Raw genomic sequence first — 24,404 nt, 5'->3', positions numbered from 1 at the left:
TATAGGGGTGAAAGGAGGGCGGCTAGTGGAAATTGAGAAGCTAATTGATACATACAGTGACTATTTGTACCGCATTGCTTTTATCTATACAAAGGATCGTTTAGCAGCTGAAGAAGTTGTTCAAGACGTATTTGTAAACTATTATCATAAATCCGATCAGTTTGAACAGAAAGCATCGATTAAAACATATTTAGTGAAAATGACGATTAACCGCAGCTATGATTATTTACGAAGCTGGAAAAATAAGAAGTTCTTTATTGCTCAGTTTTTTCAGCAATATGAAAAAGGTGCAGAACAAATCTATGTCGAGAAGGAATTACAAGGTGAAATAACCGCTGCTGTACTTTCGTTACCGGTTAAAGATCGGGAAGTATTATTACTCTATTATTATGAGGAGATGACTGTTTTTGAAATCGCCGAGTTATTAGAGTTGGCAGTATCGACTGTAAAATCGCGATTGCAGCGGGCAAGAGTAAAATTAAAGCCAAAATTAAGCGTGGAGGTGATGGATGATGATTAAGGAGAAGTGGCAGCAAGAATTAAGTAGAGTGCAATTAACGGAACAACAGAAGATAAATTTAATGCAAATGATCGATCATTCCAAACGCCCGAAACGTCATAAGAACTGGACGATTGTGATTGCTCCAATTTTTGTATTTACGGCATTGTTTTTCTTATATTTGATGACGAATGATCCGTTCGTTTCACCTCTTAATCAAGCATCAGATCCTGTAACGGAGAGTTATGAAAACGAACATTCAGCTGAAGTTATAAGAAGAGGCAAACATGTGGCCATCATTAGTTTACTGCTAATTCTCAACGGTGTGCTTGCCACAATTGTTTTCTTTACGATGAAGCGATGGCAAAAACCGAAAATACGCAAACTTCGTGAAACAGTTTATAGATGGCGCTATTTGCTTATCATTCTCTCACCGTTTATCGTCTATGCAATCGGGAGCCTAATTCAGATGTATGAAGTGGACATTCAGTGGCTGAAACTTAGTATTTTTATGCTTATAAATATTTTGCAAATTGTACTTTTATTTTACTTTGCCCGCAATAGAACACGGAAGGTATGCTGTCCGCATTGCGGTTATTCGTATTCTGAAAAAGAGCAGAGAAAAATGGTATGTAAGTTTCAATTGGAATTGCGTTGCCCTTCCTGTAAACAAAAACTGTTTTATTCTAAAAAATACCGTCAAATAATTGGGGGCTTATCGATGCTTACTACGCCAACGATTATTTTCTCTTCTTCGTTTGGGTTACCGATTTCATTAACTATTTTAAGTCTGGCTTTTTATGTCCCGGCGATGTTTTTCATCGTTATGCCATTGTATTTGGAACTAACAGAGGAAGAGGAATTCTTATTTTAAAAAGAGCAGCCGAAAAAAATGTTCGGCAGCTTTCTTCTATTATATATAAGTGACCCTTAAAGTAGTTTTGCAATATCGTTTTCTGCTTTTGTCGGTGAATCTTGTGGTGCATAACGTTTAATGACATTCCCATCACGGTCGACTAAAAACTTCGTGAAATTCCACTTTACCGATTGTCCTAAAAGACCTTTTGCTTCGGAAGATAAATGTTTAAATAATGGATGGGCTTCTGTACCGTTCACTTTTACCATTTCGTGCATCGGGAACGTTACACCGTAATCCAAGCGGCAAAATTCGGCAGCTTCCTCACCGGAAGACAATTCCTGTTTAAATTGGTCGGAAGGGAAGCCGAGTACGACAAATCCTTCTTCCTTATATTTTTCGTATAATTCTTCCAGCTGTGTAAACTGATTTGTAAATCCGCACTTGCTTGCGGTGTTGACAATCATCATTACTTGGCCTTTATATCGATCTAATTCATATTGCTCGCCTTTTTCTGTCTTAACAGGAATATCGTAAATATTCATGCTTTCGTTCCTCCTCGAAACTACTAATATAATGGTTTGTAATTTTATCGTACTTGAAATAAAGCGCACATGTAAAATAATCGCTATCATCAAAACACAAAAATAAAATATGACTCTTGTCGAAATAATGACGGCCACCGAACTTATCTATTCAAATATGACATGTGTCACTGTGCCATTATTGTGATTGCGCTTACATTTTTGGTTGGCATAAAAATTTTACATCAGGGAGTTTTACAATGAACAAAAAAATTGCATGGATTACAGATACGGCAGCATTATTACCAGAACGTTTTATTCAAGAACACTCAATTCATGTGCTTGCATTGAACATCGTTTTTGAGGAAGGTGCTCTTCGTGAAACAGTGGACATGACGCACGATGAATTTTACGATAAATTAAGAAATTCACCAAAACATCCGAAAACATCTCAGCCAGCATTCGGCGAACATGTGGCATTGTATGAAAAACTAAAAGATCAAGGGTATGACTGTGCCATTGCCATTCATACTTCAGAACAACTATCAGGAACAGTATCAAGTGCTCCAATGGCTGCAGAACAGGCAGGTTTCAAAAGCTATGTCATTGACGCAAAAATTGGTTCATATCCAATGCAAGTGATGCTGGCTCTCGGGATAGAGCTTGAAAATCAAGGACATGCACCAGAAGTAATCGTTGAGAAAATTGAAGCAATGCGTGGTAAGGCGGAACTTGCTTTCATCCCTGCTAGCTTGGAGCAATTGCATAAAAGTGGACGTGTATCAGGAATGGCCATGTTCCTTAGTAATTTACTGAATATTAAACTCGTAATTGAATACAATAAAGAAGGCGGCGTTGAGGTAACGAAAAAAGTACGCGCTGATAATCGTGCCAAAAAAGTGGTCATCGAAAAACTTGAACGTGCCATTTTAAAGTCACCTGTAAAGGAAGTAGCAATTATTCACTGTAATAATGAAGCAGGGGCCATCGAGTGGAAAAAAGAGTTGTTGAAGGCTTTTCCATCAATTCAATTTACTCCAACACCGCTTTCTGCCTGTGTAGGTGTCCATGCGGGTGAAGGAACATTAGGTTTGACATGGATACGAGAATAAAAAAATGCAGGGCCACTTTCTAGGGGCTCTGCATTTTTTCGTATTTAGATTGATAGTAATGAATGAAGCCTGCAAAAGTAAATGTAAGGACGAGTGCCGATCCGATGAAAAGTACAATGCCTGTCCATCCGTAGTGCATCCAAAAAATACCGCCTACTGTCCCCCCGATACTTGACCCCATATAATAGGCAAACAAATATAATGAAGATGCCTGGGCTTTGTCGATTTCGGCTAAAAAACTGACCCAGCCGCTTGCAATGGAGTGGGCGCCAAAAAATCCGAAAGTGAAAATAATGAGTCCGCCTACTTTCAACGGCAAACTTATAGGAAAAGTGAGCATTACGCCAACGAACATAATGACAATGCCGCTATATAGAACATTTTGCCGGCCATATTGATCAGACAAATTTCCAAACCATGTAGAGCTCCACGTACCGACTAAATAAACAACAAATAGCCAACTTACAAATGTCATACTTAGATTATAGGGAGGCTCGACCAGTTTGAAGCCGATATAATTGTACATTGTCACAAAGCTGCCCATTAAAGTAAATCCAATCCCGAACAATAAAATAAGCCTTCTATCTTTTATATGCTGGAATAGTGTTTTAGTCAGCAATCGGAATTGTAATGGGCGTGGAGTAAAGTGTTTCGATTCGGGTAGTGCCCATACGAAGTAGCAGCTGATGATAATGCTTAAAACCCCAAGCACAATCACCCCCATCTGCCAGCTGAACAAATCACTCATCGTCCCGATTATTATACGCCCCGATAAACCTCCAATCGCATTTCCACTTATGTAAAGACCCATTGCCACGCCTAAGCTGGAAGGATCCATTTCTTCTCCTAAATAAGCCATCCCAATGGCAGGAACCCCGGCAAATACAAAACCTTGAATCATACGCAATGCGAGAATCGTCTCAAAATTGGGAGCAAATGCTAAAGCGAGTGTTAAAAAGGATGCCGCAAAAATCGAAGCGGTCATCAATTTTTTTCGCCCCCAAGCTTCCGACAATGAACCGAACAGTAACAGACTAAATGCCAGTACGGATGTTGCAGCAGATAAGGATAAACTGGCTACTGCAGGGGATACATTGTAATCATTGGAAAACTGCGGCATTAACGGCTGCGTAATATATAGGTTGGCAAAAGTGATAAAACCTGCAGCAAATAACGCGATATTGGTCATCGTAAAAGCTTTTGTTCCTTTTTTTATATAGTCCATATAATCCCTTCAATCATGAATACTTTTGAATAATCGATAGTTTGGAAGAAGAATTGTATGATACGATTTGTAGTTATTCGGTCGGTTGCCCTGTTAACACTTGGGCAATTTCCTCGATTGTCATATCAGAGCGGAGATCAAATGCACCTTTTTGAATAGAACGTGCAAATTCCGGTTTTGACAAATAAAGTTCAAGTTCACGACCATTTGCTACAATGCCTAAGTCTTCTGCCTGCTGGCCAATTGTATAAATTGAAACATTTTCATAAATATAAATTGTCGCTTCAACAACACCTGAATCAGTTTCTTTTTTTGTAACAGAAGTGTTCTCAGCGGTTGCACTATTTGTTTGCTTGTCCACTTTTGATGGATCGGCGGATACCGGATTTTGCTCCTTTAACTGTTTTGAAAGTTCAGCAATTTGTTTTTCATAGTCTTTTACTTGCTTCTCATAAACGGCGATCTCTTTCTCATTGGAATCAGAAGAGAGCTGGTCAAACAATGCCATGCACGCACCTGCCACAAAAAGACCGATACCAAATGCTCGCAACGATGATTTCATTGTTGACCTCCATTTGCTATAATCGAATGGATTTGAGCATGTGATAATGTGGAGCGTTTACTGATCTCCTCGATCGATAGACCTTGACTATTGAGAGCGAGCACTTGGCTAACTAGAATGCCGTTAATAGGCTTCGTGCTTTTTGACGGATTAACTTTAGGAGCCGTTCCATTGCTTTGAGCCGCTTTTACTTGTGCTGCCACTTGCTGGAAAGATGAAAACGCTGCTTGCTGCTCTGAGTTTTGTTGGACAGAAGAAGGTTTTCTTACTTGAAAATTAGGTTCTACAAGCAGTTCCTCTTCCAATGCTTTTACGCGTCGTTTTAAAGCATTCGTTTCTTGATAAATATTGATTGATAAATCTTCTACATCTTTTTCAACACGTGCTGATTTATCTTTAAATAATAGGGATATAATAATGACAGCAATACCGGCAATCATTAATATTGAAGAAAGTCCCATATGAAATCCTCCATTTCATTTAATCTATTTCTTAGTTTAGACAGGAAACAAGCAATTTTTATAATAGGAAATGTGTTTTCCTACTGCAGATTCCCTTTATTTTAACATAGTAAAACTTATTAAGAAATCATACTAGATTTTTTGAAACAGTGTGTTATAATAGGTAAGTCGTATAAATCATGCTCAAATAAATTTATTCTTAATTTAGAGTGGGAGGGTTAATGATGCGCGTAAACATTACTTTAGCTTGCACAGACTGCGGCGAACGTAACTACATTTCAAAAAAGAACAAGCGTAACAATCCAGAGCGTCTTGAACTTAAAAAATATTGCTCTCGCGAGAAGAAGTACACTCTTCACCGTGAAACAAAGTAATAATCGCTCATTTAGCCAAAACCACTCGTTGGTTTTGGCTTTTTACTTGCTACCCTCTTAAATTTTACTATGATGATTCAACAAAATTGATTTATGATAGTAATGTTTAACTTAAAACAGCTTTATTGAAAGTAGGGATTTGTTTGGAGAAAAGAGACTATCGTATAAAAGTGCAGGAAAAATTGTCCAAAATGAACGATCAGGCATATCGTGAACGTTCATTGGAAATTGCTCAGCAATTAGTACAAGAACCATCTATTCAAAAAGCAAATATTATCGCCATTACATTATCAAACCAGCCGGAAGTGGATACGACGTTTATTATTGAGGAATTATGGAAATTAAATAAATATATTGCAGTTCCGAAATGTAATCCTAAAGATCGCTCGATGCAGTTTTACAAAATTAACAGTTTTGATGAAACCGAACGAGCTTATAAAAATATATTAGAACCGATACCTGAACGAACGGAACTGGTCGAAAAAGAACAAATTGATGTAATGATTGTACCAGGGGTAGTATTCGATCGTCATGGGTACCGTATTGGATTTGGCGGGGGCTATTATGACCGCTATTTAGTCGGGTTTAAAGGGATGCGGATATCGTTGGCGTTTGAGGAGCAACTGTTGAACGAAATACCGAGAGAATCACATGATCTTCCGGTACATATACTACTTACAGACAAAAATCGCATAATCTGCGAATAAATGGTGGGGGAACGAGAATGAAGTCAATGTTGGATGTGCTTGGCATCTTAAAACAATACGGCATTTACATTTATACAAAGGACCGTATTGGAGATTTGTACTTAATGGAAGACGAAATTAAGGAATTATATAAATCTAAATTTATCGAGACGAAAGATTTTCAAATGGCCTTGTTAATCTTGCGCCAAGAAGAGCAAAGGCTTAAAGCAGGAAAATAACTGGAATTTAACGTATAATAGTAAAGGTCGGATAAAGGGTTACTTGTTTACTTAGGGTTTTGGACTTTTTGATGAACATACCCTGAGTGTTACAGCGGGAATAAATCGCTGTTTTCATATTTAACGAAACCTTTTCGAAGTTAATACGTACTAAATAATAGTGCTATTTTATGAATGTAATCTGTTTAAACGAAATAATGTTGCGGATTTGTTTGAAAAGCTTTAACATAGATTTTGTTTGAATAAGGAATTTACACAAATAAAACAATGTATTTAAAAAAAATCGAATATGTAAAGAGAGGATGTATAGGATATGAAAGATTTTAAATGGCCTAAACATTCGATATTAGCGATTGCCGTAATAGCAACCTGGATTAAAACTGTAATTGTTTATGAAACTAGCTTTGATATGAAGATAGAAAATGCAATGCAATTGTTAATTTTGATTATCAATCCATTAAGCTTCTTATTGTTCTTCTATGGATTGTCATTGTTCTTGAAATCACAAAAAGCACGAAATCGCTATATTGTTGGCAGTAGTATTTTACTGTCCTTCGTAGTATACGGAAATGTTGCCTTTTACCGTTTCTATAATGACTTTGTAACATTGCCTGTTTTGTTCCAAACGAGCAATTTTGGAGAGTTGGGAACATCAGCAGCAGCTATTATTAGCTGGATGGACATATTTTACTTTGTCGATGTTTTACTGATTATTATTGCTGTGAAGTTTTTACCGAAAGCGGATGAGCAGTTACTGCCTATACGTAAAGATGCGCGTAAAGCTTACTTTGTCATGACGGCAGCTATTTTGTTTTTAAACTTAGGCTTAGCTGAAACAGAACGTCCGCAATTATTGACACGAGCATTTGATCGTGAACTGTTAGTGAAAAATATCGGAACGTACAACTATCATCTATACGATGTTTATGTTCAGTCGAAATCGTCAGCCCAGCGTGCATTGGCTGACGGGAGTGAGCTTGTTGAAGTAAGCAACTATGTTCGTGCTAACCAGGCGGAACCTAATGTTGAAATGTTCGGCAAGTATGAAGGCCGAAATGTAATTGCCGTTTCACTGGAATCATTGCAGTCTTTTGTTATTAACGAAGAAATGAATGGGGAAGTGGTGACACCTTTCCTGAATTCATTAACAAACGATAAGGATACGTATTACTTCAGCGACTTTTACCACCAAACGGGATTAGGGAAAACTTCGGATTCTGAGTTTATTTTCGAAAACTCATTGTATGGTTTAGGTCGAGGGGCAGTATTCTTTACACATGGTGAAAATACGTATAATTCCTTTGCAGAGCGATTAGGGGAGAATGGGTATTTTACAAATGTTATGCATGCGAACAATAAATCATTCTGGAATCGTGACATGATTTACAAATCATTCAAACTAGATCAGTTTTATGATCTCGAATCTTACAATGTAACAGAGGAAACATCTGTAAACTGGGGATTAAAGGATATTCCTTTCTTTGAACAATCTGCAGCATTGATGAAAGAAATGCCACAGCCGTTTTACAGCCGTTTAATTACATTAACAAACCACTATCCGTTCTATTTGGATCCGGAAGATATAATGATTCCGGAATACGATTCAAATTCAGGAACTTTAAATCGTTATTTCCAAACAGTTCGCTACTTGGATGAATCGGTGAAGGAATTCTTTGATGATTTAAAGGAACAGGGCTTATATGAAAATTCAATTATTGTGATGTACGGAGACCACTATGGGATTTCCGAAAACCATAATAAAGCAATGGCAAAATATTTAAACAAAGAAGAAATTACACCATATGACAGTGCACTTTTACAGGCTGTCCCATTATATATTCACATCCCTGGTTCGAATGATGGACAAGTGATGGATAATGTAGCGGGTCAGCTAGATATTCGTCCTACATTACTGCACCTGTTAGGTATCGAGACTTCAAAAGATATGCAATTAGGTGCTGACCTGTTCTCAGAAGAGCATGAGGATTTCGTTATCTTCCGTGATGGTCGCTTTGTAACAGATAAATATGTATATGCAGGTGAAGTATGCTACGACCGGGAGTCGGGAGAAGCAATTGATACGGAAGCGTGTCAGCCATTTATTGATCGTGCAACGCAAGAATTAGAATACTCGGATCAAATTATTAATGGTGACCTGTTGCGTTTCTATGATACAGAAACAGGAAATCTGCTGATTGATACGAATTATAAATAATGAAAGCTGCCCCGGAGAAATTCGGGAGCAGCTTTTTTTCTTCATATAAAAAACGTATTGCTAGTGTAGCAATACGTTTTTTGGTTGCAATTAGTGGGTTGGTGGATAGCCTTGATTTAAAACCGTCATAATGACGAACCAACCGAAAACACCTGCAGCTAAAGCGTTAAAAGCAGCAGCTAAAAGGTTTTTCTCTTTGATTGATTGGAATATGCCAATTACGCCAAAAATTGCAACTAAACCAAAAATAACCATTAATAAGTTCATAAAAAATTGACACTCCTTTCAACATTCCAAAAAATGTCTCAACAATATTCCTCTTTTATTGTAAAGGTTTCCAAATCGTTTGTCGAGAACTAAAAGTGGCGTTTGTTTGAACGATAACTTTCTCTATCAGAACGATTGAAAAAATGTATAATGGAAACTGAGGTGATAATCCATGTTAAATGTTAGAAAATATAGTCTTGGACCGATACAAACTAATTGCTATATTGTAAGCAATAAAGAAAAAGACTGTTTAATTTTTGATCCAGGTGAAGAAGGGGCACGTATTGTAAATGAATTACGTAAAAATGGCTTGAATCCATTAGCGATTTTATTAACCCATACCCATTTTGATCATATCGGTGGAGTGGATGCGGTACGGGCAATATATAATATTCCGCTGTATGTACATGAAAAAGAAGTGGAATGGCTTGCTGATCCAATGAAAAATGGTTCGGGCAAATATGCGGAATTGCCAAATTATATTGTTAAAAAACCCGATGGAGAACATATTATCCGAAAAGAAGGAGAAATGACTATCGGTGCGTTTACCTTTACGGTAGCCCATACACCAGGACATTCTCCGGGAAGTGTATCCTTTATTTTCAAAGATGATGCTTTTGCGATTGTAGGCGATACATTATTTGAACAAAGCATTGGACGTACTGATTTGATCGGTGGTTCCATGAATGTCTTGCTAAAATCGATTCACGATAAGCTATTATCATTACCGGAAGATACAATTATATATCCGGGGCATGGTGATTATACGACACCAGCTGCTGAAATGGATTCCAACCCGTTTTTAAATGGCTTTTAATTATCCCTATGTAAATGAAAAAACGACCGCTCTCGATTGAAGAGCGTGTCGTTTTTTAATGTCCGCCACCTGGAGTGTGTATGAATGTTGTGTAATAGGTGAAACCGGCGAAGAAAACAGTTAAGTATGCGCCAAAAATGTACATGTACATGCGTTCTGAAAGATTTAAGAAGCCTAATAATAAAAATAAACCTGTATTACCTACGAATAATAGCGAAACCTCGTTCATACCTCCAAGGTAGAACATAACGGCAAAAATAGCAGTCCAGAATGCCATAACTTTATACATATTGCTCATGAAATATCCCTCCTTTTCTAAAAAAATAGAATAGTCTCTCATTCATTATAAATCAAGTTTCTGGATAATGTAAACTGCGAGATATGGAAGAGTTGTGACAAATGAATAATTTTTCCATTAATTGTGAACGGAAATTTTGTATTTACAGAAGTCACAGTCATGTACCATACTTTCTATTTTTGTAATTTCATGACTTTCAAACAGTGTATCAACTTGTCCATACAAAAAGGATTCATGGAGTTGGCATACAATTTCTCCGTAGTTCATTAACTGTTCCTGGAAGGGACAGTTGAAAAGTGAGAATATAATGGATTTGGATTGATTATCTTCAATAACTTCCGGTATATAACCTATTAATGTCGCACTTTTAGTTAACATGGCCAATTTCTCATCAAATGTATAGGGAGATTTTCGTTTATGTGAATTCATTTGTTCAAGCATCGATTGTTTTCCGTCACGGTAACTGATTTCCTGTGCTTTACTCAGAGCATCTTCACCAAGCTCGCGAATAAGTTCAAGTGACCATTTAACTAATGAAGATGGCTCGCGTCGAGGAATACTTAAATTGATTCCTTCTTGCTTTGCTTTATATACTCTTCCAGGTCGGCCGCCTTTTCCGGTTTTTAAATGTTCTGATGTTATGGCACCGATTTCTGCAAGTTTCGTTAAATGCAGGCGTGCTACATTGGAGTGGATTTTAAATTGATCTGCAATATCTTGAACGGATAAAAATTGCTTTTGCTGTAACATAAATTCATAAATGGAAAACCGGGTTTCATCGGCAAAAGTGCTAGAAATTTTAATCGGATGAATCATATATAAACCCCCAATACGGTAAAAATTTAAAATTTAAAAATGCTAGCTTAACTAATATTCTACATGAATTATTAGTGAATTTGTTGATATAGAAAGAAAATTCCTATTAAAAAGAAATTTTATCTGTTTTTATATAAAATACTAGACAATCCATTTATAATGGAGTCATCTTAAATAAAGGGGTGATTTCGATTAAACCATTATCAATCATTGAACAAAAATGTTTGGAGCTTTTATCTAATGCAGCGCAGCTTAATGTGACCGACATTCATTTACTCCCCAGAGAAGGGTGCTATGATTTATTAATGAGAAAATACGGCCGTTTTGAAAAGGAAGATGAACTTCCTACAGAGCTCGCTACCCGTATGATTTCCTATTTTAAATTTCTTTCTTCGCTTGATATTAGTGAAAAGAGAAAGCCTCAGAGTGGTTCCTTCCAAAAATTTATTGACCAGTCCAGGTATGCGTTCCGTATTTCCACATTACCTTCCAGCTTCTTTAAAGAAAGTTTAGCCGTTCGAATATTACGTCAAAATTATACCGTCCCCTTACAGACTTTATGTCATTTCCAGGAAAGTGTTGAACAGCTGTATCAATTGGCCAGTCTTGAAAGCGGGTTAATCCTGATTAGCGGTGCGACCGGAACCGGCAAAACGACAACGTTATATTCACTGCTCCAATATTGTTCACAGCATTTATCCCGTCACGTCATATCTTTGGAGGATCCAGTGGAAAGCAGACAAGAGCAGCTATTGCAAATACAAGTGAATGAGCGAGCCGGAATGACGTATTCAGCAGGTTTAAAAGCAATTTTAAGGCATTCTCCCGAAGTTATTATGTTAGGGGAGATTCGGGACAGGGAAACGGCAAAGGTTGCCATAGAAGCAGCGTTCTCCGGACACCTCGTCATATCAACGATACATGCAAAGGATACTGTGAACTGTATTTACCGGCTTCATGATTTATCGGTTTCACTTGAGGAGATGCGGCAGATGCTTAGAGCGGTTGTTTCACAGCGGCTAATCGAAACGGAGGTTAACGGCTATAAAGCGATTTTTGAATTTTTAACTGACGATCAATTACAGCTTGCCTTTGAATCAATTATCCAAGATAGATCTTTTACATTACCGTTTGATCAAACATTGGCAGGTCAAAGGGCAAAGCTTCTAGGAGAATACTATGAATATACCGCTCCTTAAAAATACCGCAACTGCTGCTTTATTTAAAAAACCTGTCATTAAGTCCTCAGAGCTCCCTACATTACTCCAACGAATTTCCACACTGTTAAATGAAGGCTATACATTTGCCCATAGTATCGAAATGCTGTTGCCCTATCATGTAAAACAATATGAGCCCCTCCAACAGGAAATATCGAATATATTGCGTGGGGGTGGTAGTGTAACACAAGTTTTTCAGCTACTTTCTCTTGATACACAATATTTAGTATCTATTGAGTTGGCAGAAGCGACGGGCAAACTAAGCGAAGCAATTGGTCTTGTCGCAAAACAGCTCGTTTTTCAACAGCAGGCGAAAATGAAACTAATAAAAGTGATGTCATATCCGCTCATTTTATTTACATTTTTAATTATATTGTTTTTAGCCTTTCGAACATACTTTCTGCCGAATATGTCTTCTGTTATTACATCCCGCGTCCATAGCGAATCGTCCGCAAGCATTCAGTGGTCGACGTTTTTCCTCCATATGCCAGACTACATTATTGCAGTTGGAATTGTTCTGGTCATTGTTCTTTCCATTTTTGTTTATTATATCCGTAAGAAGCGAATCGATTTACAGCTTCATCTACTGTTTAAGCTCCCTTTAATCGGCCTTTTTTGGCGACTTTTTCTGACGAGACAGTTTGCTCGCCATTTAGGCAATTTATTATTAGCTGGCTTCTCGCTCCAAAAGGCATTCGATCATTTAAAATCCCAACAGCACCAAAAGCAGATTGCCTATATTGCTGGTTCACTTCAAGAACGCATTCTTATTGGCGATTCCTTGGAGCGGACGGTGGAAGTCGTCGGCTACTTTTATCCGAAGTTTGAGCACTTTATTGCACATGGTGAGGCGAGCGGCTTATTAGGACGGGAGCTTATTTTATATTGTGAGCTTTTGGATGAAAAGCTACAGAAGATAATTGAACGAATACTGGCAATTATTCAGCCGCTGCTTTTTGTGATCATTGCCATTTGTGTTATTGCTGCCTATTTGAGTATTTTAATTCCGATGTATGATGTCATTGATTTTATATAAGAAAGGGTGGAACAGATGAAGAATGAAAAAGGATTTACGCTAGTAGAAATGCTTGTTGTTTTATTAATCATCTCCATTTTAATATTAGTCACAATTCCAAACGTTTCAAAGCACTTTGCATCAATTGATGAAAAAGGGTGTGATGCTTATATTTTGATGCTTCAAGGACAGGTAGAGGCATATAAACTGAATCATAATGAATATCCGTCTTCGGTCACAGATCTAATTGAAGAGGATTATATTGTGGAAGAAGATTTAAGATGTCCGGATAATACTGAAATTAAAATTGTGGACGGAAAAGTCGTTGGACCGGCGAACAGCGAAACGTAACCATGATGCAGAAAGTTAAATCACAGTTAACAGATGAAAAAGGTTTTACACTACTGGAAATGCTTATCGTTCTCTTTATTTTTTTAGTCGTCAATTCAGCGATTCTGTATTTTTCACAAAAGCCGTTAATGGATTATACAGAAAAACAAGTGATGAGCCAAAACGAGATGTTAATACGCATGACACAATTACTATCCATTGAGACCGGAACCTACCATAGCTTTGAAATTATTAATTGTCACCGGATTCAAGTAAGAGAGCGCAATACTTCTACTATTGTTTTCGATCAAAGAATAGCGCGGCCACTAGATATGTATTTAACTACTCCGAATAACCGGCTGATATTTAATACAAGAGGAAATGTCCAGGCGTTTGGACGACTGACATATCATTTTGAGAATAAAAGCTATCAATATTCTATTAATATCGGGAAAGCCAGAATTTTGGAAAAGGAGGTTTTTCATGAACCAGGAAGGACTAACTCTTGTAGAAACACTATTAGCAGTCGTCATTTTATTATTCCTCTCGTCGACAATGATACCGCTCACGTTTAATATGAAACAGCAAATTGCCATACAAAAAATACAAGCCCATGCAGCGGAAGTGGCTTATATAGGAGCGATGAAGTATAAAAGGTATGGTCAATCAGCCGGTACACAACAAATTGATGGCATGCAGTTTCAATGGAATTACGACGGACACCGAGTATGCGTCCGTTATGACAACAATGAAAAAGATGAGGAACTTTGTGTATGAATTTCAAGCAAACATTAAGTGAGCGGGGGTTTACACTACTGGAAAGCTTGTTTCAGTTAACCGTGTTTGTGCTTTTTACCGCAATTAGCCTGCTGATCCTCATATGGGTTCGGGATCTTCAACAGCTTGAGAAGATGAAAGATGAGGTGAACTGGGAATTGTTCGTTTATGATCTTCACCAATACAATATGAATTCCGCATCTGGTAGGGTACTCAATTCTAATATGCTGCAACTGGAAATGTTAAATGATCCCGAGGAGCGGTTGTTTGTCTTTGATAAGTCAGAAGAGCATTTGCGTAAAAGGTCGAATAAAGGGGGAAATGAGATTATGCTGCCTTTTGTTAAGGAATGGGAACTGACGATTGTTGAAAATGAAGTGAATATGAGGGTAGTGATGAAAAATGGAACAAAGCGAGAAAGAGATCTCGTATTGCCATTGCCTCCAGAATGAGAAGGGTGCATTATTTTTAATGGCTGTATTTTTATTGTTCATCGTTTCTGGTGCTGCTGTTTTCTATACAAATGCATATTTTGCGCAAATAAAAGTATATAATTCATTGGAATCTATTTACGTTCGTGCTACGATAAATATACTAAATTTACCTTAAAGTTCGACTTCTTTTTGCAAAGTCGAAAAAATGTCACATCATGCGGTTTTGTTTGATACAAAAATATTTGTGTTAAAACGCAAAATGGAAACGAAAGAATAGGTAGAGGTGTAATTGATAAAGTAGTCCGTAATTAGAAGAAGGTGAACAGCATGCGTAAAATTTATTTAGTAGGATTTATGGGTTGCGGAAAAAGTGCGATTGGTAGACGTTTAAGTTTTTTCTTGAAAATGCCGTATTACGATATGGATCACGAAATTGTACGTCAGCAGGGTATGACAATTCCTGAAATTTTTGAGAAATACGGCGAAGCACACTTCCGAAAAATCGAGACGGAATTTTTAAAGAATTTTCGTGATGAAGCATGCATTATCGCTACAGGCGGTGGGGTAGCCGTCAATGAAGAAAACAGGAGAATTATGCGCCAGACAGGGCTCGTATTTTTTCTTGATGCTAAATTTGAAGATATTTATATGCGGATTCGGAATGATAAAAACCGTCCTATTGTTCAATCGTCATCGGAACAAGAATTGGAAAATCTGTATCACCAACGCAGAAGGAGTTATCGACTAGCTGGCCATATACAAGTACTCACAGCCGGAAGAACATTAAGACAAATTGTCGAGTACATCGGGTTTCAAGTAAAACGTCTTAAAGGCGAATGATTTTACGATAATTAAACTTAATGTTCGTATTTTGAATAAAAATAAAAAAAGATTGCGTTTGCATTATATTCAATGTTAGGATATTGCTAAGAAGAGCAATAACATGAAGTAAATAATCTAACGCGGATGATGATACGGGGAGAGAACGTGATGTCACGTCGCCGAAGGAGCAAATAGCTAAGCTATGAATCTCTCAGGCAAAAAGACTCGTATTGGACGCAACTCTGGAGAGTGCTGTAATAGCTATTGTTACAAACAGCCACCAAAGGGGAAAGCCTAAATTGTGATAGAGGATCAAATTCAGGTGTAACTTTCAGGTGCCAGGACAGAGAATCTCGCTAAAGGGGATTCGTCTGTCTTTTTTTGTGGAGAAATCGGCTTTTAATATTCTGATGATTCTAATAAAAAGATAGATTTACACTTTTGATAGGTGTAATGTTGCTTTCCCCTTTGCATTGCAAAACGAACATACATAATTAAAGGAGGAAATGAACATGACAAATGAATTAAAGCTAAAGCGCACACCACTTTTTGATGAATATGCAAAGTATGGTGGGAAAACAGTTGATTTTGGCGGCTGGGAGTTGCCTGTACAATTTTCTTCGATCAAAGATGAACATGATGCGGTACGTAATCGTGCAGGACTTTTTGATGTTTCTCATATGGGGGAAATCATCGTCGAAGGTCCGGATGCACTTGTTTATTTACAAAAGATGCTTTCCAATGATATTTCGAAAATTGCAATTGGCGGCGCGCAATATAGTGCACTTTGCTATGAAGATGGCGGTGTTGTTGACGATTTACTGACATACCGTTTGGAAGATAATCGCTATTTACTATGTGTCAATGCAGCGAATATTGAAAAGGACTTCAAGTGGTTACAGCAGCATGTCGAAGGGGATGTCAAAGTGGCAAATTTGTCAGATGACTACGCTCAAATCGCTTTGCAAGGACCTTTATCTCAGGAAGTTCTGCAAACATTAACAGCAACAGACTTAACGGCAATCAAATATTTTAAATTCCAGGACAATGTAGAAGTAGGCGGACATTCGGTTCTTGTCTCGCGCTCAGGTTATACGGGAGAAGACGGATTTGAAATTTATGGTGCTCCAGCAGCGATTGTTGACTTGTGGAACAAAATTTTGGAAGCAGGAAAAGACCAAGGTGTAGTAGCAGCCGGTTTAGGCGCTCGTGATACACTTCGCTTTGAAGCTTGCCTGCCATTATATGGCCAAGAGATTTCAAAAGAAATTTCACCACTTGAAGCAGGGATTGGCTTTGCCGTGAAATTGGCGAAAGATCCGCAGTTTATCGGTCAGCAAGCATTAATTGACCAAAAAGAACATGGCCTAACACGTAAATCTGTAGGTATCGAAATGATTGATAAAGGTATTCCCCGCCATGGCTATAAAGTATTTAAAGATGGTGAAGAGATTGGTTTTGTAACTACAGGAACTCAGTCACCAATGACAAAGCGCAATATCGGTTTAGCTTTAATTGACGCAAAATTCACGGAAGTTGGAACTGAATTAGAAATCGAAGTACGAAAAAATAGAGCAAAAGCAGTTGTAGTAGAAACACCATTTTACAAGCGTGCAAAATAAAGTGAAACTTCAATCTACCCGTTAATTGCGGGATAAAACTTTTGAAAAGAGGGTTAACAATGAAACATCGTTATTTACCAATGACGGAACAAGATAAACAAGAAATGTTAGACCGTATCGGGGTTGCGACAATTGATGAACTTTTCGAGGATATTCCTGAAAAAGTTCGCTTCCAAGGAAGCTACAATATTAAACCTGCAAAGTCTGAAGCCGCTTTAATGAAAGAACTGGCACAACTTGCTTCAAAAAATAAAGATACAGCAAGTAATGTCTCATTTTTAGGTGCAGGAGTCTACAATCACTATAAACCGGTAATTGTCGATCACGTTATTTCACGTTCAGAGTTTTATACAGCCTACACACCTTATCAGCCGGAAATTTCTCAAGGCGAACTTCAAGCTATTTTTGAATTCCAAACGATGATTGCGGAACTGACAGGTATGGATATTGCAAACTCTTCTATGTACGATGGCGGTACGGCATTGGCAGAAGCAGGTATGCTTGCTGCAGGCCATACACGTCGCGGTAAATTACTCGTTTCAGGAACTGTCCATCCAGAATATCACGATGTTGTGAAAATGTATGCAACAGGACAATCAATTGAAGTTGTTACTATTCCTGCAAAAGACGGTGTGACAGACATCGAAGCATTAAAAGGCTTAATCGATGATCAAACAGCCGGTGTTATTGTTCAATATCCAAACTTCTTTGGTCAAATTGAAAACTTACAGCCACTTGCAGACATTACACACGATGCAAAAGGATTGTTTATCGTATCTGCTAACCCGTTAGCTCTTGGAGTATTAACACCTCCAGGAAAATTAGGTGCCGATATTACAGTTGGGGATGCACAAGTATTCGGAATTGCTGAAGCATTCGGTGGTCCACACTGTGGCTATTTCGCGGTAACGAATAAATTAATGCGTAAAGTACCTGGCCGTCTTGTTGGGGAAACAGTAGACCAAGAGGGTCGCCGTGGTTATGTATTAACATTACAAGCGCGTGAGCAGCACATCCGTCGCGACAAAGCGACATCTAATATTTGTTCTAACCAGGCATTACTTGCACTTGCTTCTTCAGTAGCAATGACAGCTCTTGGAAAACAAGGTATGCAGGAAATGGCGAAACAAAATATCGTGAAGACACGCTTTGCTAAAAATGCCTTTGAAGCAGCTGGTTTTGAAGTTGTTTATCAAGGGGCACACTTCAACGAAATCGTCGTTAAGACAAATCATAATGTGACAGAGCTAAACAAAGCATTAATCGAAAAAGGCATTATCGGCGGTTTTGACTTAGGTCGTGTTTATCCTGAATTAGAAAATCATGCACTCATTGCTGTTACGGAAATCCGTACAAAAGAAGAAATCGAGCAATTAGTTGCAGAAATGGGGGCTTACAATGCATAACGAAAACCAATCACTCATTTTCGAAATTACAAAACCAGGTCGTGTCGGCTACAACTTAGAGCCATTGGATGTTCCTGATTTTGATCTTGAAGAACTGCTTCCAAAAGAGTTAGTACGTCAAGAAGCGGCTGAACTGCCGGAAGTTGCAGAATTAGATATTATGCGTCACTATACAGCACTTTCACGCCGTAACCATGGTGTAGACTCAGGGTTCTACCCGCTTGGTTCATGTACGATGAAATACAATCCGAAAATCAATGAAACTGTTGCACGCTACGCTGGTTTTGCCAATGTTCACCCATTACAGGATGAGTCAACAGTACAAGGTGCAATGGAATTATTATATGATCTTCAAACATCCCTTCAGGAAATTACAGGTATGGATGAAGTAACATTACAGCCAGCAGCAGGCGCCCATGGTGAATGGACAGCATTAATGATGATCCGTGCATTCCATGAGGCAAATGGTGAAGGTCACCGTAACAAAGTAATCGTACCGGATTCGGCGCACGGTACAAACCCGGCTTCTGCTACAGTTGCAGGCTTTGAAACAATCACAATTAAATCAGGTGATGACGGCTTAGTGGATCTTGAAGATTTACGCCGTGTTGTCGGTCCGGATACAGCAGCATTAATGCTGACAAACCCGAACACTTTAGGTTTATTTGAAGAAAACATATTAGAGATGGCTGAAATCGTGCACGGTGTCGGCGGTAAAGTTTACTATGACGGCGCGAACTTAAACGCTGTTATGAGCAAAGCACGTCCTGGCGATATGGGCTTTGACTGTGTTCACCTAAACTTACACAAAACATTTACAGGTCCACACGGTGGCGGTGGTCCGGGTTCAGGTCCTGTAGGAGTAAAAGCGGATTTAATTCCATTCCTGCCGAAGCCGGTGCTAGTGAAAAAAGAGGATGGCACGTTCCACTTCGACTATAACCGTCCACAATCAATCGGTCGTGTGAAACCATACTACGGAAACTTCGGCATTAATGTCCGTGCATATACGTATATCCGTTCAATGGGTCCAGATGGCTTAAAGGCTGTAACAGAATATGCTGTATTAAATGCAAACTATATGATGCGCCGCTTGGAAGAGCACTTTGATTTACCGTATGACCGTCACTGTAAGCACGAATTCGTGTTATCAGGCCGTCGTCAGAAAAAATTAGGTGTTCGTACATTGGATATCGCAAAACGCCTTCTTGACTTTGGCTACCATCCACCAACAGTTTACTTCCCGTTAAACGTGGAAGAGGGGATTATGATCGAACCAACAGAAACAGAATCGAAAGAAACATTGGATGCATTCTGTGATGCAATGATTCAAATTGCTCAAGAAACAATCGATAACCCATCGATCGTTCAAGAAGCACCGCATACTACAGTAATCAGCCGTTTAGACGAAACACGTGCTGCCCGTACACCGGTGTTACGTTATACTAAAAAAGAAGAAGTCACAATTTCATAAATTGTGACAAAAAAGGTCAGAGCTGTTTTCTGACCTTTTTTCTTTGAATAAGGTTAGACTTCTAACGTGTCAGTATATAATAGAAGAAACTACTGAAAAACAGATAATTATGAACGATACTGCCGGTGAGTGAAAATTAAAAAGCCCTCTACACTGTAGAGAACTTTTAAGATTAGTTTTTCGATTTAACTTTACCTGTCCAAGTTTTGAATCCGCCTTGTAACTGATACAGTTGGCTATAGCCTTTTTTCTTTAATGTCAGCGCTGCTCGTGCACTACGGCCAGAGTTTTGGCAGTAAAGGTATACAGGCAGGTCTGGTCGGATTTCTTTATGACGTGTATTAAGCTGCGTCATCGGAATGTTTCGTGCACCTAAAATATGTCCTGCTTCAAATTCTTTAGGTTCGCGTAAATCGATTAATTGGGCTTTACGGTAGCCTTCGATAAATTGCTCCTGTGTTAAATTTGTAACGGATTTTTTTAAGCGCATAGAGTTGATTACTACGTAAGCAACGATGACTACTAAAATTATTAGTATCGTATATAAAATTGTCACTGCGATATTGCCCCTTTCTTTCTGTACTTACTATTATAAGAGATGAACTAGAGTTAGTCGAGCGAGTTTGTTAAAATGAATTGGTGGAGGCGAGAAATTGTGAAAAAACAATGGTATTTTATAAATTCGGGGCCATGCAGCCCAGCCTATAACATGGCATTAGATGAAGCGTTACTAGATTGGCATAGCCAAGGGGAAATCCCGCCGGTTATTCGTTTTTACGAGTGGAATCCTGCAACATTATCAATCGGTTATTTTCAGCAAGTACATAAAGATATTAATTTAGAAGCCGTAAAAAAGCAAAATTTAGGTTTCATTCGTCGTCCTACAGGCGGACGTGCTGTTTTACATGACCAGGAGCTTACATATTCAGTGATTGTGACAGAGAGCTACCCGAATATGCCTGAGACTGTTACAGAGGCGTACCGTGTCATTAGCGAAGGAATTTTACAAGGGTTCCGCCTATTAGGGTTGGACGCTTATTTTAGTGTGCCGGAGACGAAAGAACAACTGGATGATTTAAAGAAACCGAAAAGCGCGGTTTGTTTTGATGCACCAAGCTGGTATGAGCTAGTAGTTGAAGGGAAAAAAGTAGCGGGCAGTGCACAAACACGTCAAAAAGGCGTAATTTTGCAGCATGGAGCCATTTTATTGGACCTGAACGAAGAGCTGCTACTTTCAGTGTTTAATTTTGCTACAGCCGAAGCTAAAGAAAAAATGCGGAAAAAATTACCCGAGAAAGCCGTTGCGATGAATCAGTTTGTCGATACGCCATTTACAATCGAGCAATGTGTGAATGCATTTTCTAAAGGGTTTGAGATAGCTTTGGATATAGAACTGATTCCTTATGAATTAACGGAGCAGCAAACACAATATGTAGAACAATTAATGCAAAATAAATATTTAACAGATGAATGGAATTTCAAAAAATAGATTGCGAACGTGTGTTTTGATTTTTTATAAAAAAATTTTTATACCCGAAACGTTGGTATAGGTGGATTTAACAAAAACTAAAAAAAATCAACCCCTTGTTTGAAAAAAAGATTTATTGTAATCTTTTTTAAGTGTAATTATATAACCCAACATATAGAATGGTATTTAAGAAATAAGCACAATATATGGTATAAAATGTGTTTAGTTTACATTCGTGAAGGGAATCTTAAAATTATTAAATCGTCCAAAGGGGGGCTTACGCGGTGGCAAGTGTTTTAGAACAATCCATCCAAGTCAATCAATTAAATCAAGATATTGAGCAATTTCCTCAAGTGCACCCGATTACACCGGATATGCATATTACGCATAAAGGTGTATCACGTCTTGTTATGATTGACCGTTATTCTTTTAAAGATACGGAAAAGAAAACATTAAAAACGGGGGATTTTGTTGTTTTGACAGTGAAACAAGATCCGAAATTCCCGGCGCGTGGACTTGGCATTATTCATTCGATTAATCCGGAAAAGAATACCGCTCTTATTAAAATTGATGAAGATTACCGTCATGTATTGGAAGGCGAAGAACAAGAGACGGGTATTATTGAACGCTCATTGGATATTATTGAGAAGCCGCTCGAAATTTTTTATGAGCAAATTGCAAAACGTAATGCAACAGGCTTAGCTTCAGTTGAGAAAACAGAAGAAAAGCGCAAAGAATGGTTCGGAAAGTTTTATGAAGAGCTTGTGTCAATGAATTTTATCCCTGCAGGCCGTGTAATTTATGGGGCAGGTTCGGAAACAGAAGTAACATTTTTCAACTGTTATGTAATGCCATTTGTCGCTGATTCGCGTGAAGGCATTAGTGATCACCGTAAGCAGGTAATGGAAATTATGAGCCGGGGCGGTGGAGTTGGGACGAACGGATCGACACTTCGCCCGCGCAACACATTGGCGCGCGGTGTAAACGGTAAATCAAGCGGATCTGTAAGCTGGCTTGACGATATTGCCAAGCTGACACATCTTGTTGAGCAAGGTGGGAGTCGCCGAGGTGCTCAAATGATTATGCTGGCAGATTGGCATCCGGATATTGTGGAATTTATCATTTCAAAAATGCAAAATCCACGTATTCTCCGTTACTTAATCGAGAATACAGAAGATGAATCAATTATTCGTCTAGCAAAAGAAAAATTGAAATTCAAGCCTTTAACACAGCAGGAAGATGCGATGTATCAAGGCATTGTGAACTATAAAAATATTGAAGGTTTTGGCGGATTTAACGAAGCGATTATTCGTGACGCTGAAACGAAGCTACGCGATGGCGGAACGTACTCAGTCCATAATCCGGATTTCTTAACAGGTGCAAATATTTCGGTTACATTAACGAAAGAGTTTATGAATGCTGTGGAAAACGATGAGGACTTCGAATTACGCTTCCCGGATGTAGAAAACTACACACCTGCACAAATGCTCGATTACAACGAGAAATGGCATGAAGTCGGTGACGTTCGTGAATGGGAGAAACTTGGTTACCCAGTTCGAACGTATCGCACAATCAAAGCAAAAGAACTGTGGAATTTAATCAACGTCTGCGCAACATATGCAGCAGAACCGGGTATTTTCTTCATTGATAACGCAAACGATATGACAAACGCAAAAGCGTACGGTCAGAAAGTTGTTGCGACAAATCCGTGTGGTGGAGTTCGCCTCACGTTAAACATCGCGGGATGAAGCGGGAAGGCTGAAATGCTAATCCGAACCGAAGACGAATTGTAAAATGTTCGTCAGGGGCAACGCATAGATAGTGAACCTCATCATTTGAGAATATAATCTATCCACGAGACCGCGACATTGCACTAAATTAAATCTTTTGACTCAAATATATTTATGAGGTGAAGTTATGGCTAATAGAGGCTATGCTGGATTTTATAAAAATGTATATTTGAGAAGTTCCTATGAATATGCTTATGCAAAATATCTTGATTTTTATAAAATAAAATGGGAATTTGAAATACAAGTATTTAATTTAGGATATAAACTTTATAAACCAGATTTTTTTATCTTAAATCCAAATAATTCAATAAAGAAAATAGTGGAAATAAAATCGAGAAATAAAAAAGCAATTGAACAGGCAAAAACTGACTTGAAAATTATTAGTGAACAGTATGGCTACGATGTTGATGTAATCTCATATAAAGAACTTTTAGAACTGTATAAACCCTTACCTTTTTCTCTTAACTCAGTCATTACAGAATGGATCAACTCAGATCATACAACTATTAATAAAGCTGCATTTGGAGCTTTAAATGGACATTATCAGATGAAGCACAATGATTCTACTAAGAAGAAGATTGGAGCACATACCAAGTTGTTGTGGGAAACTGATAGTATCTCAAAACTGAAAATGATTGAAGGTTTGAAAAAAAGTGGTATGAAAAAAGGATTTATTAAAGTTCGAAGGGTTGAAAGAGAATGCTTACATTGTAACAAACCATTTATTGCACTTGAAACATCAATACAAAAATATTGCAGTAGAACATGTTCAGGATCTGTAGCAATTAAATTAGCAACAGAAGCATCAATAAACAAGCAGTTATTATTGCATCAAGAAATTAAAAAGTATGTTATCGCCTGGACAATTGAAAATAATGAAATTGTTGAAAAAACACCTTTTAATAAAATTAAGCCAACGATAGATCCACTACTAAGAGAAATTGAATTAAAATATGGGATTAAAGATTTAAGAATTATTTCTAAAGCTATTTTTGGAAAAGATTGCGGTAGAAAAGAGTTACTTAAGTTTATGAAGAGTATTTGCAATGAAAATGTATGCTGAACTTGCACGAATGACAAGTGTAAGAACCTTAGGAT

28 protein-coding genes, 1 pseudogene and 2 riboswitches are annotated in these 24,404 nt (G+C 38.0%); of the genes and pseudogenes, 21 read left to right on the top strand and 8 right to left on the bottom strand.

The features are described from left to right. Positions 1-25 precede the first annotated feature (25 nt). Together MHH44_RS13340 and MHH44_RS13335 are read left to right on the top strand one after the other, a co-directional pair. Positions 26-520 (top strand): RNA polymerase sigma factor, encoded by a 495-nt coding sequence (locus MHH44_RS13340; protein ID WP_008408530.1) that lies wholly within the window; start codon positions 26-28, stop codon positions 518-520. Then, entirely contained in the window at positions 510-1,373 is an 864-nt protein-coding gene (locus MHH44_RS13335; RefSeq protein WP_008408529.1) for a hypothetical protein, read from the top strand. The genes MHH44_RS13340 and MHH44_RS13335 overlap by 11 nt, the downstream gene beginning before the upstream one ends. Positions 1,374-1,429: 56 nt before the next feature. Here MHH44_RS13335 and MHH44_RS13330 read toward each other — a convergent pair whose 3' ends face one another. Continuing rightward, the gene (locus MHH44_RS13330) at positions 1,430-1,900 is read right to left on the bottom strand and encodes a glutathione peroxidase (RefSeq protein ID WP_008408528.1); all 471 of its coding nucleotides are present in this window, start codon (positions 1,898-1,900) and stop codon (positions 1,430-1,432) included. A gap of 239 nt (positions 1,901-2,139) precedes the next feature. Here MHH44_RS13330 and MHH44_RS13325 point away from each other — a divergent pair, with 239 nt between their 5' ends. After that, positions 2,140-2,991 carry a DegV family protein gene (locus MHH44_RS13325; RefSeq protein WP_008408526.1) on the top strand — a complete coding sequence of 284 codons (852 nt, stop codon included), beginning with the start codon at positions 2,140-2,142 and terminating at the stop codon, positions 2,989-2,991. A gap of 19 nt (positions 2,992-3,010) precedes the next feature. Here the strand turns inward: MHH44_RS13325 and MHH44_RS13320 are convergent, their stop codons facing one another. From MHH44_RS13320 to MHH44_RS13310, 3 genes are all read right to left on the bottom strand, one after another. After that, positions 3,011-4,216, bottom strand: coding sequence for an MFS transporter (locus tag MHH44_RS13320; protein ID WP_340798826.1), 1,206 nt, complete (start codon positions 4,214-4,216; stop codon positions 3,011-3,013). Between the two features lie 73 nt (positions 4,217-4,289). Further along, the gene (locus MHH44_RS13315) at positions 4,290-4,778 is read right to left on the bottom strand and encodes a hypothetical protein (protein WP_008408524.1); all 489 of its coding nucleotides are present in this window, start codon (positions 4,776-4,778) and stop codon (positions 4,290-4,292) included. Continuing rightward, the gene (locus MHH44_RS13310; RefSeq protein WP_008408522.1) at positions 4,775-5,239 is read right to left on the bottom strand and encodes a hypothetical protein; all 465 of its coding nucleotides are present in this window, start codon (positions 5,237-5,239) and stop codon (positions 4,775-4,777) included. Before MHH44_RS13310 ends, MHH44_RS13315 begins: the two co-directional genes overlap by 4 nt. A gap of 224 nt (positions 5,240-5,463) precedes the next feature. Here MHH44_RS13310 and rpmG point away from each other — a divergent pair, with 224 nt between their 5' ends. The 4 genes from rpmG to MHH44_RS13290 all read left to right on the top strand — a co-directional run bounded on the left by rpmG (position 5,464) and on the right by MHH44_RS13290 (position 8,753). After that, positions 5,464-5,613, top strand: coding sequence for a 50S ribosomal protein L33 (rpmG, locus tag MHH44_RS13305; RefSeq protein WP_008408521.1), 150 nt, complete (start codon positions 5,464-5,466; stop codon positions 5,611-5,613). A 143-nt stretch (positions 5,614-5,756) separates the two neighbouring features. Beyond that, a complete protein-coding gene (locus MHH44_RS13300; RefSeq protein WP_008408520.1) occupies positions 5,757-6,320 on the top strand; it encodes a 5-formyltetrahydrofolate cyclo-ligase in 564 nt (187 codons plus the stop codon). Positions 6,321-6,337: 17 nt separating this feature from the next. Further along, positions 6,338-6,538 carry a YqgQ family protein gene (locus tag MHH44_RS13295; protein ID WP_008408519.1) on the top strand — a complete coding sequence of 67 codons (201 nt, stop codon included), beginning with the start codon at positions 6,338-6,340 and terminating at the stop codon, positions 6,536-6,538. A 313-nt stretch (positions 6,539-6,851) separates the two neighbouring features. Beyond that, the gene (locus MHH44_RS13290; protein ID WP_008408518.1) at positions 6,852-8,753 is read left to right on the top strand and encodes an LTA synthase family protein; all 1,902 of its coding nucleotides are present in this window, start codon (positions 6,852-6,854) and stop codon (positions 8,751-8,753) included. A 90-nt stretch (positions 8,754-8,843) separates the two neighbouring features. On the opposite strand, the gene MHH44_RS13285 is transcribed toward MHH44_RS13290, so the two are convergent. After that, a complete protein-coding gene (locus MHH44_RS13285; protein WP_008404364.1) occupies positions 8,844-9,020 on the bottom strand; it encodes a DUF2759 domain-containing protein in 177 nt (58 codons plus the stop codon). 172 nt (positions 9,021-9,192) lie between these two features. Between MHH44_RS13285 and MHH44_RS13280 the strand changes: the two genes are divergently transcribed. Further along, positions 9,193-9,837 carry an MBL fold metallo-hydrolase gene (locus MHH44_RS13280; protein ID WP_008404363.1) on the top strand — a complete coding sequence of 215 codons (645 nt, stop codon included), beginning with the start codon at positions 9,193-9,195 and terminating at the stop codon, positions 9,835-9,837. A gap of 55 nt (positions 9,838-9,892) precedes the next feature. Here MHH44_RS13280 and MHH44_RS13275 read toward each other — a convergent pair whose 3' ends face one another. Both MHH44_RS13275 and MHH44_RS13270 read right to left on the bottom strand, forming a co-directional pair. Then, positions 9,893-10,135, bottom strand: coding sequence for a DUF2626 family protein (locus tag MHH44_RS13275; RefSeq protein ID WP_008404362.1), 243 nt, complete (start codon positions 10,133-10,135; stop codon positions 9,893-9,895). A gap of 117 nt (positions 10,136-10,252) precedes the next feature. Then, on the bottom strand, positions 10,253-10,951 hold the full coding sequence (locus tag MHH44_RS13270; protein ID WP_008404361.1) for a helix-turn-helix transcriptional regulator: 699 nt from the start codon (positions 10,949-10,951) through the stop codon (positions 10,253-10,255). A gap of 182 nt (positions 10,952-11,133) precedes the next feature. Here MHH44_RS13270 and comGA point away from each other — a divergent pair, with 182 nt between their 5' ends. From comGA to gcvPB, 10 genes are all read left to right on the top strand, one after another. Further along, complete coding sequence (gene comGA / locus MHH44_RS13265; protein WP_340798825.1) at positions 11,134-12,150, top strand: competence type IV pilus ATPase ComGA; 1,017 nt, start codon at positions 11,134-11,136, stop codon at positions 12,148-12,150. Beyond that, the gene (comGB, locus tag MHH44_RS13260; RefSeq protein WP_340798824.1) at positions 12,131-13,204 is read left to right on the top strand and encodes a competence type IV pilus assembly protein ComGB; all 1,074 of its coding nucleotides are present in this window, start codon (positions 12,131-12,133) and stop codon (positions 13,202-13,204) included. Before comGA ends, comGB begins: the two co-directional genes overlap by 20 nt. Before the next feature lie 15 nt (positions 13,205-13,219). After that, on the top strand, positions 13,220-13,534 hold the full coding sequence (gene comGC / locus MHH44_RS13255) for a competence type IV pilus major pilin ComGC (protein WP_008404357.1): 315 nt from the start codon (positions 13,220-13,222) through the stop codon (positions 13,532-13,534). A 2-nt stretch (positions 13,535-13,536) separates the two neighbouring features. Then, positions 13,537-14,088, top strand: coding sequence for a prepilin-type N-terminal cleavage/methylation domain-containing protein (locus MHH44_RS21215; protein WP_081502359.1), 552 nt, complete (start codon positions 13,537-13,539; stop codon positions 14,086-14,088). Continuing rightward, the gene (locus MHH44_RS13250) at positions 13,997-14,290 is read left to right on the top strand and encodes a type II secretion system protein (protein ID WP_008404355.1); all 294 of its coding nucleotides are present in this window, start codon (positions 13,997-13,999) and stop codon (positions 14,288-14,290) included. The genes MHH44_RS21215 and MHH44_RS13250 overlap by 92 nt, the downstream gene beginning before the upstream one ends. Then, a complete protein-coding gene (comGF, locus tag MHH44_RS13245; protein WP_008404354.1) occupies positions 14,287-14,742 on the top strand; it encodes a competence type IV pilus minor pilin ComGF in 456 nt (151 codons plus the stop codon). The genes MHH44_RS13250 and comGF overlap by 4 nt, the downstream gene beginning before the upstream one ends. 309 nt (positions 14,743-15,051) lie before the next feature. Beyond that, positions 15,052-15,564, top strand: a complete 513-nt coding sequence (locus MHH44_RS13240; protein WP_008404350.1) for a shikimate kinase — start codon at positions 15,052-15,054, stop codon at positions 15,562-15,564. A 126-nt stretch (positions 15,565-15,690) separates the two neighbouring features. Then, positions 15,691-15,783: riboswitch (glycine riboswitch) on the top strand. 3 nt (positions 15,784-15,786) lie between these two features. Next, a riboswitch (glycine riboswitch) is annotated at positions 15,787-15,895 on the top strand. A gap of 163 nt (positions 15,896-16,058) precedes the next feature. Then, a complete protein-coding gene (gene gcvT / locus MHH44_RS13235; RefSeq protein WP_008404348.1) occupies positions 16,059-17,168 on the top strand; it encodes a glycine cleavage system aminomethyltransferase GcvT in 1,110 nt (369 codons plus the stop codon). A 59-nt stretch (positions 17,169-17,227) separates the two neighbouring features. Further along, entirely contained in the window at positions 17,228-18,574 is a 1,347-nt protein-coding gene (gene gcvPA / locus MHH44_RS13230; RefSeq protein ID WP_008404347.1) for an aminomethyl-transferring glycine dehydrogenase subunit GcvPA, read from the top strand. Then, positions 18,567-20,048: an aminomethyl-transferring glycine dehydrogenase subunit GcvPB gene (gcvPB, locus tag MHH44_RS13225; RefSeq protein WP_008404345.1), complete on the top strand. Its 1,482-nt coding sequence runs from the start codon at positions 18,567-18,569 to the stop codon at positions 20,046-20,048. The genes gcvPA and gcvPB overlap by 8 nt, the downstream gene beginning before the upstream one ends. Before the next feature lie 172 nt (positions 20,049-20,220). Here the strand turns inward: gcvPB and MHH44_RS13220 are convergent, their stop codons facing one another. Continuing rightward, the gene (locus MHH44_RS13220) at positions 20,221-20,604 is read right to left on the bottom strand and encodes a rhodanese-like domain-containing protein (RefSeq protein ID WP_008404344.1); all 384 of its coding nucleotides are present in this window, start codon (positions 20,602-20,604) and stop codon (positions 20,221-20,223) included. Between the two features lie 153 nt (positions 20,605-20,757). On the opposite strand from MHH44_RS13220, the gene MHH44_RS13215 reads away from it, so the two are divergent. From MHH44_RS13215 to MHH44_RS13205, 3 genes and pseudogenes are all read left to right on the top strand, one after another. Next, entirely contained in the window at positions 20,758-21,537 is a 780-nt protein-coding gene (locus MHH44_RS13215; protein ID WP_269764165.1) for a lipoate--protein ligase family protein, read from the top strand. A gap of 263 nt (positions 21,538-21,800) precedes the next feature. Next, positions 21,801-23,231, top strand: a pseudogene (locus tag MHH44_RS13210) (vitamin B12-dependent ribonucleotide reductase); the annotation flags it as partial. Positions 23,232-23,433: 202 nt separating this feature from the next. After that, positions 23,434-24,369: a hypothetical protein gene (locus MHH44_RS13205; RefSeq protein ID WP_008404338.1), complete on the top strand. Its 936-nt coding sequence runs from the start codon at positions 23,434-23,436 to the stop codon at positions 24,367-24,369. Positions 24,370-24,404 lie beyond the last annotated feature (35 nt).

The sequence above is a fragment of the Solibacillus sp. FSL K6-1126 genome, from assembly GCF_038003445.1.
GTDB classification, from domain to species: domain Bacteria; phylum Bacillota; class Bacilli; order Bacillales_A; family Planococcaceae; genus Solibacillus; species Solibacillus silvestris.
The sequence above is the reverse complement of the archived record's forward strand: the minus strand, read 5'-3'. Positions and strand labels throughout refer to the sequence as shown.

Bases quoted from the DNA above. Each gene is read 5' to 3' on its own strand.
- MHH44_RS13335 (WP_008408529.1), top strand. From the start codon at position 510: ATGATGATTAAGGAGAAGTGGCAGCAAGAATTAAGTAGAGTGCAATTA.
- MHH44_RS13330 (WP_008408528.1), bottom strand. From the start codon at position 1,900: ATGAATATTTACGATATTCCTGTTAAGACAGAAAAAGGCGAGCAATAT.
- MHH44_RS13325 (WP_008408526.1), top strand. From the start codon at position 2,140: ATGAACAAAAAAATTGCATGGATTACAGATACGGCAGCATTATTACCA.
- MHH44_RS13320 (WP_340798826.1), bottom strand. From the start codon at position 4,216: ATGGACTATATAAAAAAAGGAACAAAAGCTTTTACGATGACCAATATC.
- MHH44_RS13315 (WP_008408524.1), bottom strand. From the start codon at position 4,778: ATGAAATCATCGTTGCGAGCATTTGGTATCGGTCTTTTTGTGGCAGGT.
- MHH44_RS13310 (WP_008408522.1), bottom strand. From the start codon at position 5,239: ATGGGACTTTCTTCAATATTAATGATTGCCGGTATTGCTGTCATTATT.
- rpmG (WP_008408521.1), top strand. From the start codon at position 5,464: ATGCGCGTAAACATTACTTTAGCTTGCACAGACTGCGGCGAACGTAAC.
- MHH44_RS13295 (WP_008408519.1), top strand. From the start codon at position 6,338: ATGAAGTCAATGTTGGATGTGCTTGGCATCTTAAAACAATACGGCATT.
- MHH44_RS13290 (WP_008408518.1), top strand. From the start codon at position 6,852: ATGAAAGATTTTAAATGGCCTAAACATTCGATATTAGCGATTGCCGTA.
- MHH44_RS13285 (WP_008404364.1), bottom strand. From the start codon at position 9,020: ATGAACTTATTAATGGTTATTTTTGGTTTAGTTGCAATTTTTGGCGTA.
- MHH44_RS13280 (WP_008404363.1), top strand. From the start codon at position 9,193: ATGTTAAATGTTAGAAAATATAGTCTTGGACCGATACAAACTAATTGC.
- MHH44_RS13275 (WP_008404362.1), bottom strand. From the start codon at position 10,135: ATGAGCAATATGTATAAAGTTATGGCATTCTGGACTGCTATTTTTGCC.
- MHH44_RS13270 (WP_008404361.1), bottom strand. From the start codon at position 10,951: ATGATTCATCCGATTAAAATTTCTAGCACTTTTGCCGATGAAACCCGG.
- comGB (WP_340798824.1), top strand. From the start codon at position 12,131: ATGAATATACCGCTCCTTAAAAATACCGCAACTGCTGCTTTATTTAAA.
- comGC (WP_008404357.1), top strand. From the start codon at position 13,220: ATGAAGAATGAAAAAGGATTTACGCTAGTAGAAATGCTTGTTGTTTTA.
- MHH44_RS21215 (WP_081502359.1), top strand. From the start codon at position 13,537: ATGATGCAGAAAGTTAAATCACAGTTAACAGATGAAAAAGGTTTTACA.
- MHH44_RS13250 (WP_008404355.1), top strand. From the start codon at position 13,997: ATGAACCAGGAAGGACTAACTCTTGTAGAAACACTATTAGCAGTCGTC.
- comGF (WP_008404354.1), top strand. From the start codon at position 14,287: ATGAATTTCAAGCAAACATTAAGTGAGCGGGGGTTTACACTACTGGAA.
- MHH44_RS13240 (WP_008404350.1), top strand. From the start codon at position 15,052: ATGCGTAAAATTTATTTAGTAGGATTTATGGGTTGCGGAAAAAGTGCG.
- gcvT (WP_008404348.1), top strand. From the start codon at position 16,059: ATGACAAATGAATTAAAGCTAAAGCGCACACCACTTTTTGATGAATAT.
- gcvPA (WP_008404347.1), top strand. From the start codon at position 17,228: ATGAAACATCGTTATTTACCAATGACGGAACAAGATAAACAAGAAATG.
- gcvPB (WP_008404345.1), top strand. From the start codon at position 18,567: ATGCATAACGAAAACCAATCACTCATTTTCGAAATTACAAAACCAGGT.
- MHH44_RS13215 (WP_269764165.1), top strand. From the start codon at position 20,758: ATGGCATTAGATGAAGCGTTACTAGATTGGCATAGCCAAGGGGAAATC.
- MHH44_RS13205 (WP_008404338.1), top strand. From the start codon at position 23,434: ATGGCTAATAGAGGCTATGCTGGATTTTATAAAAATGTATATTTGAGA.